Below are 19,659 nucleotides of genomic sequence, written 5' to 3'. Positions count from 1 at the left end.
ATGAACCGTTTAATCCTCACAGCGGCAATTGTTGGAACCACATTGACTTCTGCATTTGCTCAGCAGCCGACACCGGAACAAATGGAAATGGCTTATAATGCAGCACGTAATCAACTTGGCGTGCTCGCATACTGTCAGGAAAAAGGTTTCATTGATGGTAGTGCTTCTGAAATTCAGACTAAGCTGATGACACTTGTTCCTACACCTGCGGATGCTTCGAAAGGCGACGCAGCGGAAGCGGCTGGAAAGCAGGGTAAGGTTTCGGTTATGGGCATGGAACAAGATCTGGCGACATCAGCAAAGGCACAAGGCATTGAAGAAGCCAAACTTTGCGAAATGATGGCTAATGCATTGAAACAGGCCGCAGCAAATATGCCGAAGTAAGAAAACAGCCCCGCTGCGTTTAAAACAAGCGGGGCTATATTTTGTCCCACGCTAAACTGGCCAGCATCTGGTCAAGATGCTTGTTACCCTCTTTCGATTGCTCGCGAGTTTCTTCACGCCTTTCACAGTTGCCGAATACCTGCAACGACTACACGACTGGCAATCGGATCCATATTCGGTATTGTCCAGATTAGAGCAGCGATTGAACGAGTAGTGTTGTGATAAAATTTCTTGCCGGAGTAATAGTTCTACTTTCATGCCAAGGCGTCAGCGCTGAACCGTTTGCGGTCCAAAACGCTAATGTCACTTTCGATAATTCGAATGGTGAGCTCATAATAGCGATGAAGATTATGCAGCCAGATATTCGGCGTTTTAGTGACATGACCCAAAGAAACATTGGCCGAACAGTTTCCATTAAGGTCGGCGACCAAACTCTTTCTGAGGTCCGCATAGCTGAACCTATCAAAAATGGCTTTCTATCAATAACTTACCTTGAAAGTGTCCTATCAGCACAAAAGATTGTCAAAAGCATCATCAATGCCGGAACCATTGATGTATCGCCTAAAGATTGACCACCCATTTCATCAAGTGAGCACGAAAGCACCTGATTTGTCATCCCAAGCAACTATGCATGACCGGATTTTTACCAGTAAATACATTCATTTAAGCAGTCAGTCGAAAAGATTTCCTTGGCACAAAAGGAACGCAGGTATGCACCAATTTCATCCGATAATTGCAATCAGTGCCATTGCGGCTTTAACGCCACTCAGCCAAGTCAGCGCTTCTCAGAATGAGGCATATATTAAGAAAGCAGCTTTTGAACTCACAGTGGCCTATCAATGTGAGAAAGTTTTGAACGATAAAGAAGTGTATAAAACTGCCAAGCGCAACGCCGTTAAGCTGATGGGTGAAAGTGAAGCCGCCAAGCTGATCACTTCAGTAGAAACTCACCCTCGTGATGGCCACACGAAGGATAAAGGTTTTTGTCGAATGATGATAAAAGAAATACGGTGAGGATGTCTCTATACAAAAAAGCTTGGCTATTTCTTATTATAGCGTCCGTTTTGGTTTTAACCTCTCCTGATTGGACAGTGGGTATTGGCATTGCCATAGAAGTAAGCAGCGCCGCGATAGGATCAGTCGCATTAGTCGTTGGTGCGCTGATGTTCATGTTCGTTTTTGTGTGTCCCCAATGCTCGTTTTCACTCTTTAGAAGCGAGAGTATATTTGGCCTATATATTTACCATCCATGGCCAAATAAGCGTTGCTCCAGATGCGGGTGTGAGCACTCGCACCATAGTGTGCATCGATCCTAGTGGCAGGATTGGCACACGTTAGAACCAATGCCTGGCTGAAGGTAATATCGGCTTCATAAGCGGATCCACGCCTTGCGCATCGAACTGCTCAGCCAGAAGAGTTGCAGTTGTTGGTCCAAGTGTAAAGCCCTGATGACCATGACCAAAGTTAAACCATAGACCTTTATGTCTGCTAGGCCCTACGACCGGCAACATATCGGGCATACAAGGCCGCGTGCCTGACCATGGGTTTTCTTCGACTGGCTTTTGCAGCATGAACAGCTCGCGCGCCGCAGCTTCAGCACGAAGTACCTGCCGCGTTGAAGCAGCGGTACCCAGCGGGGTCATATGGGCACCGGTTAAAATACGTAGCCCCTTGTTCATCGGTGCGATGAATGCACCGTTTTCAACGTCCAGCGTTGCTATTTGCGGCTCCTGCTCAACGGCGAAATGTCGGTGATAACCGCGCTTGAAGACCATCGGAATGCGATAGCCAAAAGCCTCCAGAAGTGATGGCGACCACGGACCGAGAGCGATAACGACGCTCTGCGCGGAAAACGGCCCCTCATTCGACAAAACTCGCCAGCCTGTGGCATCCTGCTTTATGCTCGTTGCATCGCCGATTGCAAACGTTCCGCCGCGTGAGATGAAGAGCGATGCATAACGGCTAACCAACTCTCCCGGATCACGGCATGTCCAGGGAGACGTCCAGTGAACTGCACCTGCTAGCGGACGACGCAGCGTTGGCTCGGCCGCGGCAATATCGCTTGTCCCCAGCACTGTGTTTGGCACGCCATATAGCTGCTTCAGACGCTCCGCCCTTACCGCCGCTTCTTCGAATTTAGCGGTCGTGCGATAGGCAATTCGCCAGCCCTTCCGAACAATCAGCTCATCTGCACCTGCAGGCACGATAAACTTTGCATGGTCTTCACTCGCCCGCAGGACAAGTTTCGAATAGGTCGCCACCGTTTGGGCATAAGATTGCGGTGCCGAATGCGCAAAATAACGCCAAAGCGGTTCAGCCAAGCGCGGCATATCACGCACTTGCCAATCAACGTCGTTGCCACGTTTTAACGCAACGGAGAGAATTTCGCGTAAAGAACGCGGAAAAGCATGAGGCTCAACCGCCTCGGTTTGAATGATACCGGCATTGCCATAACTCGTCTCTCGTCCCGGCGCCGTGCGATCGACAAGGACCACATTGTGCCCCCTCTCCTGCAAAGCAAGAGCGGTAGAAACACCGACCATACCGGCTCCAAGAACGATTGCGTCAGTCATGGTTCAATTCCATCATTAAAATCTGGAAAAATCTGGCAGAAAACTTTTGATGGTCGCGAGCCTACGACTACCCGACCACATCAATCAATTTGACTTTCCGACAATAAACATATTTTTATTATTCAAAAATCCCATTCTTGTGTTTGAGAGATCAGAATGAAGCTTTTCATCGCCGGACTTGACACAGAGACCAACACATTTTCACCGATGCAAACCGGCCTTGAGGCATTCTCAGAGAATCTCATTGCTTACGGCGATGCGACCCAGAAACCATTGAACTGTTGCTCGTCGCAGCTTTTTGTCTGGCGCGATGCCGCACAAAAAAGAAGCTGGCGCGTTGTTGAAAGCCTGTGCGCTGTCGCAGAACCGGGCGGGAGAACTACACGTTCAGTCTATGAACATTTCCGTAAAACAATTCTCGATGATCTGAAGGCGGCCATGCCCATTGATGCCGTTATGCTGGCTCTTCATGGCGCATGTGTTGCAGACGGTTATGACGACGTGGAAGGCGATCTGATTTCACATATTCGCGCACTTGTCGGCGCTAATATCCCCATCGCTGTCGAGCTAGACCTTCACTGTCACATCACAGATGTCATGACCACAAATGCATCTATAATCATGACTTATAAGGAATACCCACACACCGATATCGAAACAGTTGCAGCCCAGCTTTTTTCCCTATTGGCAAACACACTTGAAGGCCAAATCCGACCAACCATGGCCACATATGATTGCCGCCTCGTCAGCATTTTTCACCCACATAAAGCTCCATTGCGTGGCATCGTCGATCGCATGAAAGACATGGAAGGCCAGGATGGCGTGCTTGCAGTTTCCTTCGGGCACGGCTTTCCATGGGGTGATGTTGCAGATGTTGGGGCTAAAATGCTCGTTGTCACCGATAATGATCCAGACAAAGCTGCACGCATTGCAGAAAATTTTGGTCAGGAAATATATAACGTGCGCGAACCAATGCGCGGCGAGTATCTGACAATCGACGATGCGTTGGATCGTGCCACTGCTATAAAGCATGGCCCAGTGGTGCTCGCCGATGTTTCCGATAATGCTGGCGGCGGCGCACCCGGCGATTCAACTTTTATTTTGCGCCGCATTCTTGAGCGCGGCATCGAAAATGTTGCTTCTTGCCTCTATTGGGACCCTGTTGCAGTACGCATGTGCCGCGAGGCTGGCGAAGGCGCAATTTTGGATTTGAGGATCGGTGGCAAAATAGGAAAAGTATCTGGCGATCCACTCGACCTCACAGTCAAAGTCAGGCGAGTTGCGTCTGGAGTTACTCAGCATTTTGGGCCAACACCGCTTAGCATTGGTGATGCCGTATGGGTTAGTGCAGGCAGCATCGACATCGTTCTGAACACAGTGCGCACGCAAACTTTCCATCCAGAATGTATGTCCGCATTGGGGCTCGACCCATCCAAAAAGAAGATAGTGGTGGTCAAATCCAGCAACCATTTCCGGGCTGGTTTTGAACCTATAGCGAGCGATATTCTTTATGTTGGAGCGCCGGGCGCATTGCAGCCTCGTTTCGAAGACTTGCCATTTACCAAGCTTACAAAGCCATATTGGCCACGCGTCGCCGATCCACTGGCTCAGTAGCCAGTCACTAAAACCCGCAAGACGATCGCTCGTAGAATGGATTGCGTTTCAATGACATATTGATTACGCGCTCGTGTTCATTGAATAGTTCTATCACCGCGTAAGCTGGGTTAGTCTCGCTTATCGCACACCTCCACGATCTGGTCGAAGGCGAATTGGAGACGTCAAGAATGAATGATGCGAAATCCAGCCTCGGCGACATTCTGCGAGACATTCGCAATCGCAACCAATGGACGCTCGCCGAAGTAAGCGCGATGACAGGGCTGGCCGTATCGACTCTCTCCAAGGTCGAGAATAATCAAATGCAGCTCACCTATGATCGGCTTATTGAACTTGCGCAGGGAATGAACATCGACATTGCCGAGCTTTTTGGCACAGTCGCCAGCCCCGATGCGACATCAAATGTTATGGGCCGTCGCACATACACGAAATCGGGCGAGGGAAAATCAATCATCACGCAGAACTACGATTACCTGTATCTCTGCACCGAAATATACAAGAAGGCGATGGTGCCTATTCTGGCGGTCGCACATGCCCGCACTCTCGAAGAGTTCGGCCCGCTTATCCATCACAAAGGTGAAGAGTTTTTCTACGTCGTCGAAGGTGAACTGGAACTACACTCGGAGATCTATGCACCTTTGCGCCTCAAGAAAGGTGACTCTGCGTATTTTGATGCAATGACGGGTCATGCCTATTTGAGTGTGAGTGAAGAACCTGCACAAATCCTATGTGTCTGCTCTACACCGGAAACTGAACTGGTTTCCACTCTCGTCAACCAGCAGACGATTAAGTTCAAAGCCAACTGAGCAGAAAATCTTGTATCAATGCATCATTTCGCAGAATAGTTTGCGAAAATTATGTTTCTTATAAGAAAATAAATTGATTGCCTTTCAGAGCTGTGCGAACTTGCACCGACTACCTTCGGGTACAGCTGAATTAGCTGGCTGAAACTATGCATGCGGCCAGCACCACTGTTGGAGACAACATTGTCTGACCATGCGGCAATCGAAGATTTCAATCGCGCAATACCGGCCGACCTTCCTACGCCTTATGTAGAGATCGACGAAGAGCGTTTGATGCGTAATCTCAAGGCGATGCAACAGCGGGCCAACCAAGCTGGCGTCACTTTACGCCCTCATATCAAGACCCACAAAAATCTTGCAATCGCGGGACGACAGCTTGAACTCGGAGCAATTGGCGTCACAGCCTCCAAACCGGAAGAAGCGCTTGTTTTTGTGGAAGCTGGCGTGCCGTCGGTGACAATTGCATATCCAATCGTCAGGTCTGAATCCATTGAGCGACTTGTTAAGAGTGCAAAAGTCCATCAGACCGAACTCCAGTTCATTGCGGCTCATGAGATGGGTATTGAAGCGATCGGGGCAGCGGCTCAAACGTATGGTGTAAAACTTGGTGTCTTTCTAAAAATCGATGTTGGACTAGGTCGCGTCGGCGTTAAGCCACAAGATCCCGCAACAATCCAATTGGCAGAGAAGATTGCACGCCACCCTCAACTTACATTCACAGGACTACTGTCACACGCTGGGCACTCTTATGGCAGCAAGTCCGTCGAGCAGCTGACAAGCATTGCTAACAAAGAAGCGCAAGACCTGCTCGAACTTGCAGAAAAATTGAAAAAGTCAGGTATCGAAGTGCCCCACATATCGGTGGGCGCAACACCAACCTGTCTGGGCGCAGCTATCCCAGAAGGGATTACTGAAATACGGCCCGGAAACTACGCCTTTCTGGATCGCACTGCACTTCGTTTGGGCATCGCATCTTCGGATGACTTGTCGCTCTCGGTAATTGCAACGGTCGTCGCCCATAACGACCATCATTTCATCGTTGATGCAGGTTCAAAAACTCTGTCATCCGATCTTGGCGCACATGGCTCTGGTGGCAGTGGTTTCGGGATTGCGGTCAATGTGAGCGACGCCACCCAAGCTTGGGAAGTAGAGCGCCTTTCGGAAGAGCATGGTTTCGTTCGTTTTTCCGATACGCCACCGGCGATCGGTAGCCGCGTTCGCATTTTCCCAAATCATTCCTGCGCGGTTGTTGCACAGTTTGATCGGGTCACATTGCTCAAGCTTGATGGACGACCGCACATCTTAAAAACCGACGCCAGAGGCCGACAAACCTAAAACGAAAGCTTTCGGCTGGTCGACATCATGCAATCTAAAATAATTGGGAGAGAGTTGAGTATGACAAAGGAAGTTGAATGGGCGCGCATGACCGCCCCTGCCCTTCGTGAAATAGCGGGCAAACCCGGTGCGCTGGCCATCTTACCGATTGGCTCGCTAGAACAGCATGGGCCGCATCTGCCAGTCATTACAGATACGGCTAGTGCTTCGGCAGCGTCCATCCGGGCAGCACGTCAGGTCGCCGACGAAATTCCAATCGCTGTTCTTCCCGGCCAATGGCTTGGCATGAGCGAACACCACCTGCCTTTTGGCGGAACGATCACTCTTGATTACGAAACTCTCAGCCGGGTCATCCGCTGCATTGTGAGATCGTTGAAGGCAATCGGTTTCTCGCGTCTTTTTATCGTTAATGGTCATGGCGGCAATATCGATCCACTTGCTGTCGCTGCCCGTGAACTTGCGGTCGAATTTGGAATGCCGATTGTCGTCACCACACCTTGGATGCTGGCAAACGAAGACGCAGCCAAAATCTTCGAGGTCGATAGCGGACCACACCATGCTTGCGAGGGCGAAGCTTCTGTTATGCTCGCAATTGCCGGTGATGCTGTAAAGTCCGAAATGTTTGGTCAGGCCTTTGGCAATCAGCAACATCCCATTGATGTGCCAGCAGATGTTTCGCGTTTCTACTCATTTGCAGAGCGCGCACCCATCACCGGAACGTGGGGTGATCCACGCAGCGCCACTGCCGAAAAGGGCGAAAAATTCCTCGATCTTCATGCACGAGAAATTGTGAAACTGATCCGCAATGAAGTGCTTTGGACCAAACCCGACCCCGTTTGGACGGCAGGACGCGGCCTTGGAACAACTGAAGGCAGAACCGAATAATCGGTGGCAACAGCCAAATAATTAAGAGGGAACAAACATGATAATAAAATCAAAAAGAGCGCGTCAGACTTTACTCTCATTGGCAGCAGCGGCAGCACTTTCCGGGGTGGCACTGGCCCCGGCTATGGCCAAGACGCTTGTCTATTGTTCGGAAGGTTCGCCCGAAGGCTTTGACGCCGCGCTCTATACTACCAACAGTACATGGGATGCTTCTGCCGAGACGATTTATGATCGCCTGACCGAATTCGAAAGCGGCACAACGAATGTCGTTCCGGGGCTGGCCGAAAGCTGGGTTATATCCGACGACAATCTTGAATATACACTGAAACTACGTCAGGGCGTGAAATTCCACACGACGGACAGTTTCACTCCAAGCCGTGAGTTCAATGCGGACGATGTGCTTTTCACTTATAATCGTCAGCTCGATAAACAGCATCCCTGGAACAACTATTTCGTGGGCGCTGGTTGGGAAATGTTCAATGCGATGGACATGCCGACGATTATCAAAGAAGTCGTCAAAATTGATGATCACACCGTCAAATTTGTGCTCAACCAGCCCGATGCTTCACTGCTTGCAAAGCTTGCGTTGAATTTTGGTTCAATCATGTCTGCTGAATATGCAGAACAACTGGACAAAGCCGGACAGCGCGAGGATCTAGACCATAAGCCCGTCGGTACCGGGCCTTTCCGTTTTGTTGATTATCAAACCAACGCAGCAATTCGCTTTGCTGCAAATACTGACTATTGGGACGGCGCTCCCAAGGTAGATGATCTGATTTTCGTGATTGCGACAGACGCCTCCACCCGTATGCAAAAGTTGCAGGCAGGCGAATGTCACATTGCTGCCTATCCCGCTCCGGCCGACGTTGCAGACTTGAAGAAAAATCCAAATCTCACTGTGATGGAACAGCCCGGACTGAACGTCGCTTATCTGGCGATGAACACACTGGATGCACCATTTGATAAGGTGGAAGTACGCCGTGCATTAAACATGGCAATTGATCGCAAAGCCATTGTTGATGCGGTTTATCAGGGCATGGGTCAGGTTGCACAAAGTGTGCTGCCATCAACCATGTGGGGCTATAATGCTGACATCAAAGGGTACAGCTACGATCCAGCTGCAGCAAAGAAGCTTCTTGATGAAGCTGGTGTCAAAGACCTGAAAATGAAGATATGGGCTATGCCCGTCAGTCGGCCTTATATGCCGAACGCACGTCGTGCAGCAGAATTGATGCAAGCAGATCTCGGCAAAGTCGGCATTAATGTGGAGATCGTTTCTTATGAATGGGGCGAGTATCTCAAAAAGGCGCGCGACAAGCAGCGCGATGGCGCAATCGTTTTGGGTGGAACCAGCGATAACGGCGATCCGGACAATCTGTTGAGCTATTTCTTCAACTGCTCAGGTGTTGGAGGAAGCAACAATGCGAATTGGTGCTACCAACCGCTTGAAGACATTCTGCAAAAAGCGCGCGTGAGCTCGAATAAGGATGAGCGCACAAAACTTTATCAGGAAGCGCAAGCCATCATCAGCGATCAGGCGCCTTGGGTACCATTGGCGCATTCAACTGTCGTGTTGCCAATGTCGAATAAAGTCAAAAACTATGTGATGGAGCCACTCGGATCACATCGTTTCGAGAAGGTCGATATTGAGGAATAAAGACTGCCTCTGCCTATAATCGATAAGCAAAACGGGACCGAGGACAGCAATTATAATAGCTGTCCTCGGGCATAAGACTAAGTATCAGCGCATCATAGCGGCGACATTACCACCATCGACTGTGACCACGGCACCGGTTGAAGTACGCGCTGAAATGAGATGCAAAAATGCATCCGCAACATCATTCGCCGAAACTTCTCGTTTAAGCAGATTGCCGCGCATATAGACTTTCGGCGTCACACCACGAGCCTGCGCACGCTCTTCCACCATTTCGTCAGTCATCAGGCCTGTGCGGATACGATCTGGATTGACGGCATTCACTGTAATTCCATCCGCGGCATGTTCCAACGAATACTGGCGCATCAGGGCCATCAGTGCCGCTTTTGAAGTGCCATACGGGCCGAAGTCGGGACCCGGATTGACCGCCTGCTTACTCACGTTGAACACGATGGAACCGCCGGTTTCCTGTCGCTTCATAACATTGACGACAGCGCGAGCGATGTAATGATGGCTCCAGAAGTTGAGATCGAATGCCGATTTGAACAAAGCATCATCAACTGACGTCAGCGCTCCCTGAAAAGCCGCCCCGGCGTTGGAAACGAGAATATCAACGCCACCAAAAGCTGCAACGATGTCAGCAATGGCCTTCTCCGCGGACTGGGGGTCTGTCAGATCGCAAGCGATAGCTTTGCCGCCTAGTCGCTTGGCTTCGGCTGCCACACGTTCTGCATCAATATCAATCAGCGCGATTTCGGCACCTTGCTCCCGCAGACGTTCTGCAATGGCAAGACCAAGACCGCCTGCCCCACCAGTTACGACTGCTACCTGACGGGTCAGCGGCTTCTCGGTCTGTTTGGCGAGTTTGACCTGCTCTAGCGACCAATATTCAATGTCGAAAAGGTCTTCTTCGCTCAGGGCCTCGAATTGATCAATTCCCTCAGCACCGCGAATGACTTCGATAGTAGCTTCAGCCACATCCGCACCGATGCGCGCCGCTTTTTGCGTTGGCCCCGCAGCAAACAAACCAATACCGTCGATATAGAAAACCCGCGGCATAGGGTCGAGCATGGTTTTACCACCACCAACGCGCGCATTGTTGCGCTCAAAATACTCTTTATATCCAGCGACATAAGATGCAACGCTGTCTTTAACGATCTGTGCCCAGCTCTCAATATCGTGTGCGTAAGGGGCAGGAAGCGATACACCATAACGCTTGATGTGGATGACGTGCTCCGGCGTTGCGTTGCCGCGACGAACAAGATCCGCAACATTGGGCGCTCCGCAGAAATCAAGGATATCGTCATTCGAACGATGCTCCACGATGAAACGGCGCGGACGACCTTCTTCCTTGCCCGAAAGCGCAATTGCTCCGCGCAATATCGGCGCAATATCGGAGACAGAAGCGAGCTCATGCCTATGCTCGCTTTTGCTTGCATGACCGAACGGTTGCGGATTGCCTTCAGCAATCCGTTTCTCGGCCCGATCAATTGCTTCGATCATATTTTCATAGGCGATGCGGGGATCTTCCGACCATGTGAAAATGCCATGTTTAAGCAGGATCATGCCCGGAGCATCCGGGCGCTCAGAAAAGGCTTTCTGACAGGCTTTGGAAAGATCAAACCCTGGCATGACATAAGGCACGATAATCATCTCGGGAAAGAGTTCGCGAATGATCGCTTCCCCGTTTGGTTGATTGGTCAGCGCGACAATTGCATTGGCATGGGTGTGATCGACATGCTTGAACGGAAGAATTGCATGGAGGATCGCTTCGACGGACGGATTTGGTGATGACGGATCGAGCAGCAGGCGGCGCTGCAGCATCACCATATCGTCATCGCTAAGCGTATCGTAATTGACCATAGCTTTCAGGCGCTCAAGATTGAGCGCGGGCAATCCTGCGGGCTCGATCTTGCCCATATCCCAACCGCTTCCCTTCACACAAAGCACTTCAACCGGGGTGCCGTCATGGTCATTCAACACTGTCTTGACTGAGGTGTTACCGCCGCCATGGAGAACAAGCTTTGGTTCCGAACCCAGCAAGCGTGTGGTATATGTGCGGATGGCCACATCACGATTGATGCCTGCTTTCTCATATGCACCAACAATTGCGTTGAAATCCGCATCCGACCAATTCGACTTCATCTGCCTACTCCTCAGTTGGCAATCTGTGACCCTCAAGTCGCAGACATAGAAAAGCGCTCACGGAAAGTGTATTTTCCATGGCAAAACAACAATTTATGAAGACATCTCCTCACCTGAAAACAATTGACACTATATACTGACATTAGTCAACTTCCTTCATTGGCTTGTTGATTAAAACTCGTTTCTGTGCGAACCAGATCAACGGCTAACATCAGGAAATCAGTATGACATCGGACGATCTGACACCGTCTACGCATGCCATCCCGGCTGAATTTGATGACGCGATCGTATGGGCAGCCTGGCTTTATTATGAAGACCAGCTCACCCAGAACGATATCGCGAAGAAGATGGGCGTTTCACGCGCGACCATCGTCAATTATCTGCAGGAAGCACGGCAGCGGGGCGTGGTGCGGATTCTGATGAATTCGGAGATACTCACCCGAACAGAGATCGCCCAAAAACTCGCAACCCGGTATGGTTTGGACGAGGTCCTAGTCATTCCCAGCGAAAAGGCAGCCTCCCCAGAAGCACGACTTCAGGCGCTGGGAACCGGCGGCGCACGCCTCATTGAACGTATGGTCAAACCGGGCGATACGATCTGCGTGTCCTGGGGACGAACCGTTCTGGCAATCGCAGATGCGATCTCGCTGCCTCGCCCCATCGAAGGATTGACCGTCGTTCAGGTCACGGGCTCATCGATGGGCAAACGTGAATTTGCCGCAGAGCTTTGCACCTCGATCATGGCCCGCAATGTCGGCGCAACCAGCGTAAACATGCTGGCTCCAGCGATTTTGAGCAGTGCTGGCTTGCGCGACGCGTTGATGGGCGAACCTGCGCTTAAACGGCAATTTGAACTGATTGCTCAGTCAGACATGATTGTCTTTGGCGTTGGCGGACTATCATCAGAAAGCACGATGCGCATTGCCGATGTCACCAGCGACGAAGAAATCGACGCCTACGCCAAAGATGGTGCGGTCGCGGTATTGATCTGTCGCTTCCTCGACAATGACGGCAAGCAGGTCATTCGTGAACTCGACAAGCGCGTCATCGGCATCGAGCTGGATGAATTGCATCGGGTTCCGCGCAGGCTTTGTGTGGCGGGTGGTTCGCGCAAGGTCGAAGCGATCCGCGCAGTTTTAACCGGCGGCTACGCAACCCACCTCGTTACCGATTTTGAAGCAGCAGAACTGCTGCTCGCGCAATAAAGCAAAAAGCGGCGGGTCGTTTTAATAACCCGCCGCAGTTTTAATTACTGCTTGATTGGCGCAGTATTCATGAAATTCAGTGTATCCTCAAACGAACGGATACCGGCATCTGAACCAAGTCCTGTGGCAACCAATGCTGCGGATGCCTGCGCAAAATTCAGTGCGGTTTTCACATCCATTTTGCGATGCAATGCCGTGATGAAACCTGCATCGAATGCATCTCCGCAGCCTGTCGTATCAACCACTTCAATCTGGAATGCTGGCTGACGCAGAACCGCGCCAGTTGCATCCAAGAAGCATACACCATCACCACCAAGCGTGAAAACACAATGCTTCACGCCGCGTTCGATAAAGAAATGTCCCGCGCCTTCGACATCAGCCGCGCCCGAAATCTGCTTTGCTTCCTCAATAGATGGCATGAAATAATCAATATGTGGGAAAAGCGGAGAGATCAGATCGAGAGTACCATCATTGGCTCCCAAAAGATCAAAGGTTGTAATACGCCCACGCGCCTTGGCTTCGGCCAGCAATTTACGGCTTGGTTCACCATCAAGTTTTGCCAACAGACCGGTTCCGCCCAAATGAATGATTGGTGGTGCCAGAACTGCATCGAGCGCGCTGTCAGCAATTTCAAAATGATCTGACGCGCCGCGTGCATGAAGTGCCGGGCGATCACCGTTGCGACGGATATTGAGAATAGTCGAAGATGTAGGAACGCCTTTCAGACGCTGCATCTGCGCAACGTCTACGCCAAAGCGCTGCAAAGTCGCCAGTACGAAATCAGCCTTCTCATCGTCCCCCACGGCCCCAACCGCAAGGCAGTTTAGACCAAGCTTCGCCAGATCGACAACTGTTCCGCCAGCGGTTCCCGCAACTGTCAGCCGGATTTCATCAATAAACTCGACATTGCCGCCCGGTGGAATTGCATCAACCGGACGCCCTAGTACGTCGAGAATATAAAGCCCGATAACGGACACATCGTGAGACATGAGATCCTCCCAGATTTCAGTTGGGAGCAGTCTGTGTAAACAACACAGACTGCCCAACAATATTCAATTTCAATAGTTGATGGTTTTGCTCATCAGGCTTGCTTCAAGTCCTGTCACGCAACGCGAAGATCGTGCCAGCAAGCAGGATGAAAGCCCCAACGATTGCCAGCTGCAGCGTGCTTGGAATGCCCACAAAGATCAGGACGTTACTGACAAGCGTTATCAACAAAACGCCCAGCAATGTCCCTATAACCGATCCTGAACCGCCGGTGATACGCGCTCCGCCAAGGACCACCGCTGCAATAATTTCAAGCTCCATCCCCGCAAGGTCGAAAGGATTGGCAAGACGATTGCTGGAGACGTGAACCACACCCGCAATACCCGCCAGCAAACCTGCATAGGCAAAGACAAAAATACGGACACGGAAAAGGTTGATCCCAAGTCGCTCGGCGATGGATGGATTACCACCAACCGCGAAAATAGCGCGTCCCATCAATGTGCGTTCAAGGATAAACCACGTCACGAAAGCTGCGACCACCAAAACCAGCACAGTGGCCGGCAGAACGGATACGACGCCGTTCGACGCGCGATGCGTGAACAGCGACGCCTTACCGAACGCGTCCATGGCGGCCGGAATATTCATGAAAAGTGCAGTGCCGACGAAGGTCAGAAGGAAGCTTCGGATCACATACTGCGTGCCGATCGTGACGATCAGCGAAGGCGCTTGCAGCTTTTGCACGAGAAAACCATTGAGCGCACCAAAGCAGGCACCGCCGAGAGCAGCCAGCACCAGAATGAGAGCCATCGGCATTTCTGGAAACAGGTTCGTCACCAACATTGTCAGCGCATACATGACAAAAGCGGCAATAGCTGTAAACGAGACGTCGATACCACCTGATGCGAGAACGACGAGCACCCCCATCGCAAACAAACCGCGCACGACGGATGCACGCAGGATATCAACCAGATTGCTCATCTGCAGGAAATCAGGGTTGGCCGCGATAACCACAAAACAAGTAATGACTGTCAGCAGAAGCGTAAACAGTTCCGGTCTGGCGCCCATCAAGTCCCAAAGCCGGAGCAGTATGCCGCGCTCTTTCGCGCTGGCCTTTTCTACCGATACTATGTCGGTCATTGCGCGATCTCCTTTGCAGTGCTGGCCATGGATGCATAGATCGCGTCTTCGGTCAGTCCATCGGCATTGTGTGCGGCAACGATACGTCCCTGCCGCATGACGAGAATGCGGTCGCAGTTCTGCAAGAGTTCAGGCAGATCGTCGCTGATAATGATGACGCCCATTCCATCGTCAGCAAGACGCTGGATGATGCGGAAGATTGTATCCTTGGAACCGACATCGACGCCAACCGTCGGACCATGCAGGATCAGAAGCTGCGGATTGATGGTCAACCAGCGCCCAATCAGAACACGTTGCTGATTGCCACCGGATAGAGATTGAACCGGGATCGTGACATCAGGTGCAACAATCTGAAGATCGGCGACGCTATCTTCCGCAACCTTTCTGGCACGTCTGCCACTGATCATGCCCAGCGCATTGCGCAAACGATCAAGAACCGGAAGCGTTATATTGTCCTGAATAGGCTTTTCCAGAAACAGACCTTCCGTAAGCCGATCTTCCGGAACATAGCCAATGCCAAAGCGGATCGCGTCAGCTGCCGATTGTGGCGCGATTTCTTCGCCGTTCAACCGGATTTTGCCAGAGCTTGCCGGCACAACACCAGCAAGCGCCAGCGCCAGTTCATTGCGACCTGAGTCAAGCAGACCAGTTACGCCAAGGATTTCGCCCTTCTTCAACGAAAGCGAAACGGATTCAAAATTCTGTCCGTCACCTAGATGTTCGACGTCCAGCATCACATTGCCCAGTTTGGGGTCGGTGCGATATCGGGTTTCACTGATTTCGCGACCCGTCATCCAATGGCTGAACTCAGCCTTCGTATGTGTTGCTACATCAAGTTCAGCGACTTTCAGGCCATCACGCATGATGATTGCACGACCACCGAGTGACTTGCACTCATCAAGCTTATGCGTGACGAAAAGGACAGCAACGCCTTTGCTAAGCAGCTTTTCGACAACGCGCAGAAGATTGACAACCTCCTGTCGCGTCAGTGAGGTCGTCGGTTCATCCATGATAACCAGACGTGCCTCGGAAGCAACCGCGCGTGCGATTGCAATAAGCTGTCGCGTAGCAAGCGGCAATGTATCTGTTCTGCGTTTCAAGAAGGCGTTATCGGTTGGAAGATGCACTTCCGCCAGGGCACGGCGCGCTGTTTCATTCAGTGCCGAAACATCGAGCCTGCGCGCAAGTTTCCCGGACGCTTCGACGAGCTGCTCGGTGAAGGCGACATTCTCGGCAACCGAAAGGTTCGGCAATAGCGACAGGTCTTGATAAACCGTCTCAATACCTGCGCGTAAAGAACCGATGGCACCAATGTCGCCTGCGCGGGCGCCTGTTGGTTCGCCGTCGATAAAAATCTGCCCCTCATCGGCAGGCTGCGCGCCGGAAAGGATTTTGATCAATGTGCTTTTGCCACAGCCATTTTCACCCATCAGGTGATAAATTTGGCCCGCTTCGATAACAAGGCTTACTTCCTTGAGTGCCTTGACGCCGCCAAAGGATTTCTTGACGCTTCTGATCTCAAGAAATGGCGGTGTTGATGCAGGTGTTGAATCTGTAGCGTGCATGGAAATTTCCTGAAACTCTCAGACACTTCTGCGCCGTGCATTTCCTCAAGGCGCGAACTGATTGGGTGCGATACCGCAGTTCCGGGGCTGCTGTGGTGCTACAGCCCCGGAATATTATCGGACAGGCGGAGTGCTTCTTAGAACGGGAAGTTCTTGTAGTTGGACTTGTCCACGTCTACCCATGCCTGACCCTGCATGATGACGCCCTTGCCCGGTCCCTTAATTACTGTCATCTTCTCATAGCCAGGAACGCCAAGGTCCATACCGTCCTTGATTTCCTCACCCTTGAGAACCAGATCGGCGACCTTGTTCATGACATAGCCCGCGTCTTTCGGATCCCAGAAGAAGATCTGATCGACGGCACCGCTTTCGAGATATGGGCCGGTATCCTTTGGCAGACCAAGACCATAAACGCAGGTCTTGTCCTGCAAACCAGCTTCTTCAACAGCGCGGCCGATACCAATCACATCGATAGCTGATGAGCCCTGGAAACCCTTGATATCGGGGTATTTACGCAAGATTTCCTTAGCCTTTTCATAGGCTTTGTTGGCATCGTTGAAGGATTCATTCTTCTCGGCAACCAATTCCATGTCTGGATACTGCTTTGCGTTGGCAGCGCCCGCATCAACCCACTGATTATGCGTGAGGCTTCCGAGCGAACCTACGAATGAAGTCCATTTGCCAGACTTGCCCATGCAATTTGCGAGCGCTTCATTGATACGCGTTCCGAATGCCTTGTTGTCGAAAGCTTCGATGTCGACATCGACATTGGTCAGGCTGTCACCTTCGTGTGCGATGACCTTGATGCCACGCTGGGCAGCACGACGCAGCACGCCTTCAAGTGCCGATGGGTCCATCGGTACAACGGCAATTGCAGACACGTTTTTTGCAACGAGATCTTCAAGAATACGAGCCTGCTGTGCAGCATCTGCCTTTGCCGGACCGACCTGGCTTGCGCTGACATCGGCATTGTCTTTGCCAAAGGCATCGACGCCTTCATTCATGCGTGTGAACCAGTTTTCACCGGTTACCTTCACGACAGTGACGATGGTTGGCTTGTCCTGTGCAACGGCAATACCGGCCATCGCAACACCTGCGAGCATTGTGCAAGCAGCCAGTTTGGAAATTATACGCATGCTTCTCCTCCAATTTTAATGATGCTTATTGTTGAGTTTCATTCCTGATGAGCAGCAAAGTTCCTCCCGCTGGACATCAGGGAATTGGTTATCTTCTTAGTCGCAACCAGTAGCCCAGATGCACGCGTGCCGAAGCCAGCAGCACCAGAAGCAGCACACCCCAGGCAAGATCGCGGAAGAAATTGGAAATGTTCATGAAGTTGAACAGGCTCGAGAGAATCTGCAGTGCTGTTGCGGCCAGCAGCACGCAAAGAACCTTACCGTAGCCGCCTTCCGGTTTAACGCCGCCGAGCACCGCGATAAGAATAGCGATCAGCACATAAGAGCCGCCGTAGTCCCACTTCACGGACGAATTGCGCGCTGCAATGATGATACCCGCGATTGAGGCCAATACACCGCAGATCGTGTAGGTAATAAGCAGCATACGCTTTTCGTTGATGCCGCCATAACGCGCGGCTTTTGAATTGCTGCCCATCAGCATCAGCTTCACACCGAATGGCGTGTATTTCAGAAGAAAAGCCAGCAGAGCGGCAATTGCGAGAAACAGAGCAAAGCACATTGGAATGCTTAGCACCGGCATGTTGCCGAAATTATCTAGCGGCTCGATATAGCCAAGGCTGATCGCAGAACCATTGGTCAGGAAAACTGCTACGCCCGTAAAAACCAGCTGCGTGCCAAGGGTCGCAATCAGTGGCGTAAGCCGTGCATAGGCGATCATGATGCCGTTGATGAAGCCGCCAACGAGGCCGACTGCCAGTGCCAAACCGGCAAAAGTCCAAGAAAACAGAAGCGGTGCATCGGCGACCGGAATAAGGTTTCGGGTCAACAGGAAGGCAACAATTCCCGCGAGATTGGCAAGCGCGATGCCCGAAAGATCAATGCCACCGTTTCCCGAGATCATGGCGAGCATAACACCCAGCGCAAGCAGACCAAGCTCAGGCACCTGAGCGGCCATGGACTGCAAATTATAGCTATCCATGAAATTGGCGCCGGCAAAAGCCGCGCCAGCAGCCAGAACTGCGCAATTGATCAAAAGCAGAAATAGAGTCTGCCTATCCACGCCATACGATGACACGTCGTCTCCTCCCGGTATTCAGGGGCTCCCACCCCTTAAATGAGCCAGCAATCCATTAGACTTTCGGCCTGAATGATTTATGCCACCTCGCACTGACATTTGTCAGCCTATGTTGTCGCTTGTCAACACATTTTGTTTTTGGTCTTTCAAAAGCCCGGATTCTCGGCTTTTCTGGCCCATTCATTCTGGTCCAGCAGAGCCTTCCTCCTAAGCTCAACTTCAACGTTAATCAAAATTCTTACATTTGTCGATTGTCTATCGAAAAATGTAAGAATTTTGAGGTGCGTAATTACACTTTCGGAGAAACATCTCAATCAAAGGCTTCAAATTTCCGGCCACTTCTAGACAATTGGATGCCGTTTTTATCCGTCAAAACGACGCAATAAGCCGATCCGTTGGCGCGGGAAATCTAGCCGCGCAGCAAAGACGGTTAAAGACACCATTAAGAAGGGTGGTAGTTATTTTCTCTGTATCTTCGTGACGGGATTACTTTCGCCAAGGGCGCGTTTCACAGCGGCACGCGCCGAAGCCAGATCCGGCATAACCCAGTTCGGTTCGCTGCCAAGAAACTTATCGAGAAACGCGATCGCATAGCCTGGCATTTCCGAGACATTTTCTTTGTAAGACCACCATGTCCGAAGCTCATCGGCACATTGGTCGATATCCGGCACCGTGCCAAACTCCTGCTCCTGCACAGCGGCAATGGCGCAGATACAGTAGTTGGTGTAGAGAAAACCTTCTGGCCAGAAGCTAACGATCTCGTAAAGGCGGGCAGAATCGCCCGTGGCATGTTTCGGCGATGAAACGACCTTCGCTGGCGACAAACGGATCAACTCGCGCAACACAAGACCTGCAGCAAAAGTAATGAAATCGTTGCGGTCCACCTTGGCAAAACGCTTGTTTTGATTGACCAGCTCTACCCAGTTCAGGAACGCCTCGGTGAGCTTCTTTTCATCAATGTCGTATTCAACGCCATAGAGCTCATGCAACAGAGCAGCATGTTTGCGAAATGTCGCCCTGAACCAGCGCAGCTGGCGCAGTCGATGGCGCAAATCAGGCATTGATGCCATTTGTTCTCTGAGTACCAAGTCCATGTTGCGAGCGACCTCCCGTTTGCAAATGACATTATTCGAAACCGATAGAAATGTCAGTCTTCATTCG

17 protein-coding genes are annotated in these 19,659 nt (G+C 51.3%); 9 read left to right on the top strand and 8 right to left on the bottom strand.

From position 1 onward, the window contains the following. From CEV34_RS26340 to CEV34_RS26330, 3 genes are all read left to right on the top strand, one after another. A complete protein-coding gene (locus tag CEV34_RS26340) occupies window positions 1-384 on the top strand; it encodes a pore-forming ESAT-6 family protein (protein WP_007878608.1) in 384 nt (127 codons plus the stop codon). A gap of 218 nt (window positions 385-602) precedes the next feature. Next, on the top strand, window positions 603-956 hold the full coding sequence (locus CEV34_RS26335) for a SecDF P1 head subdomain-containing protein (RefSeq protein ID WP_007878607.1): 354 nt from the start codon (window positions 603-605) through the stop codon (window positions 954-956). Beyond that, entirely contained in the window at window positions 937-1,398 is a 462-nt protein-coding gene (locus tag CEV34_RS26330; protein WP_143853519.1) for a hypothetical protein, read from the top strand. Before CEV34_RS26335 ends, CEV34_RS26330 begins: the two co-directional genes overlap by 20 nt. A 320-nt stretch (window positions 1,399-1,718) precedes the next feature. On the opposite strand, the gene CEV34_RS26325 is transcribed toward CEV34_RS26330, so the two are convergent. Then, window positions 1,719-2,957: an NAD(P)/FAD-dependent oxidoreductase gene (locus CEV34_RS26325; protein WP_094544765.1), complete on the bottom strand. Its 1,239-nt coding sequence runs from the start codon at window positions 2,955-2,957 to the stop codon at window positions 1,719-1,721. Between the two features lie 156 nt (window positions 2,958-3,113). Here CEV34_RS26325 and CEV34_RS26320 point away from each other — a divergent pair, with 156 nt between their 5' ends. The 5 genes from CEV34_RS26320 (at window position 3,114) to CEV34_RS26300 (ending at window position 9,251) form a co-directional block, all read left to right on the top strand. Beyond that, window positions 3,114-4,571: a M81 family metallopeptidase gene (locus tag CEV34_RS26320; protein ID WP_007878602.1), complete on the top strand. Its 1,458-nt coding sequence runs from the start codon at window positions 3,114-3,116 to the stop codon at window positions 4,569-4,571. A 170-nt stretch (window positions 4,572-4,741) separates the two neighbouring features. Continuing rightward, the gene (locus tag CEV34_RS26315) at window positions 4,742-5,377 is read left to right on the top strand and encodes a helix-turn-helix domain-containing protein (RefSeq protein WP_064321585.1); all 636 of its coding nucleotides are present in this window, start codon (window positions 4,742-4,744) and stop codon (window positions 5,375-5,377) included. Window positions 5,378-5,557: 180 nt separating this feature from the next. Next, window positions 5,558-6,709: an alanine racemase gene (locus CEV34_RS26310; protein WP_039860638.1), complete on the top strand. Its 1,152-nt coding sequence runs from the start codon at window positions 5,558-5,560 to the stop codon at window positions 6,707-6,709. Window positions 6,710-6,769: 60 nt separating this feature from the next. Then, window positions 6,770-7,594: a creatininase family protein gene (locus tag CEV34_RS26305; protein WP_007878592.1), complete on the top strand. Its 825-nt coding sequence runs from the start codon at window positions 6,770-6,772 to the stop codon at window positions 7,592-7,594. A 37-nt stretch (window positions 7,595-7,631) separates the two neighbouring features. Continuing rightward, window positions 7,632-9,251 carry an ABC transporter substrate-binding protein gene (locus CEV34_RS26300; protein WP_094544764.1) on the top strand — a complete coding sequence of 540 codons (1,620 nt, stop codon included), beginning with the start codon at window positions 7,632-7,634 and terminating at the stop codon, window positions 9,249-9,251. Between the two features lie 84 nt (window positions 9,252-9,335). On the opposite strand, the gene CEV34_RS26295 is transcribed toward CEV34_RS26300, so the two are convergent. Continuing rightward, window positions 9,336-11,393 carry a bifunctional aldolase/short-chain dehydrogenase gene (locus CEV34_RS26295; protein ID WP_007878587.1) on the bottom strand — a complete coding sequence of 686 codons (2,058 nt, stop codon included), beginning with the start codon at window positions 11,391-11,393 and terminating at the stop codon, window positions 9,336-9,338. Between the two features lie 224 nt (window positions 11,394-11,617). Here CEV34_RS26295 and CEV34_RS26290 point away from each other — a divergent pair, with 224 nt between their 5' ends. After that, window positions 11,618-12,598, top strand: a complete 981-nt coding sequence (locus CEV34_RS26290) for a sugar-binding transcriptional regulator (RefSeq protein ID WP_007878586.1) — start codon at window positions 11,618-11,620, stop codon at window positions 12,596-12,598. 44 nt (window positions 12,599-12,642) lie between these two features. Here the strand turns inward: CEV34_RS26290 and CEV34_RS26285 are convergent, their stop codons facing one another. The 6 genes from CEV34_RS26285 to CEV34_RS26260 all read right to left on the bottom strand — a co-directional run bounded on the left by CEV34_RS26285 (window position 12,643) and on the right by CEV34_RS26260 (window position 19,592). Continuing rightward, entirely contained in the window at window positions 12,643-13,587 is a 945-nt protein-coding gene (locus CEV34_RS26285) for a carbohydrate kinase family protein (RefSeq protein WP_007878581.1), read from the bottom strand. A gap of 103 nt (window positions 13,588-13,690) precedes the next feature. Further along, window positions 13,691-14,722: an ABC transporter permease gene (locus CEV34_RS26280; protein WP_007878579.1), complete on the bottom strand. Its 1,032-nt coding sequence runs from the start codon at window positions 14,720-14,722 to the stop codon at window positions 13,691-13,693. After that, on the bottom strand, window positions 14,719-16,287 hold the full coding sequence (locus CEV34_RS26275; RefSeq protein WP_007878577.1) for a sugar ABC transporter ATP-binding protein: 1,569 nt from the start codon (window positions 16,285-16,287) through the stop codon (window positions 14,719-14,721). The genes CEV34_RS26280 and CEV34_RS26275 overlap by 4 nt, the downstream gene beginning before the upstream one ends. Before the next feature lie 137 nt (window positions 16,288-16,424). After that, window positions 16,425-17,423 carry an autoinducer 2 ABC transporter substrate-binding protein gene (locus CEV34_RS26270; protein ID WP_007878576.1) on the bottom strand — a complete coding sequence of 333 codons (999 nt, stop codon included), beginning with the start codon at window positions 17,421-17,423 and terminating at the stop codon, window positions 16,425-16,427. Window positions 17,424-17,511: 88 nt separating this feature from the next. After that, a complete protein-coding gene (locus tag CEV34_RS26265; RefSeq protein ID WP_007878575.1) occupies window positions 17,512-18,498 on the bottom strand; it encodes an ABC transporter permease in 987 nt (328 codons plus the stop codon). A 458-nt stretch (window positions 18,499-18,956) separates the two neighbouring features. Further along, a complete protein-coding gene (locus tag CEV34_RS26260) occupies window positions 18,957-19,592 on the bottom strand; it encodes a hypothetical protein (protein ID WP_039860629.1) in 636 nt (211 codons plus the stop codon). Between the last annotated feature and the right edge of the window lie 67 nt (window positions 19,593-19,659).

It is taken from the genome of Brucella pseudogrignonensis (assembly GCF_002252525.1).
Taxonomy (GTDB): Bacteria; Pseudomonadota; Alphaproteobacteria; order Rhizobiales; family Rhizobiaceae; genus Brucella; species Brucella pseudogrignonensis.
Note: the sequence above shows the minus strand (reverse complement) of the source record. Positions and strands in the feature narration are given on the sequence as shown.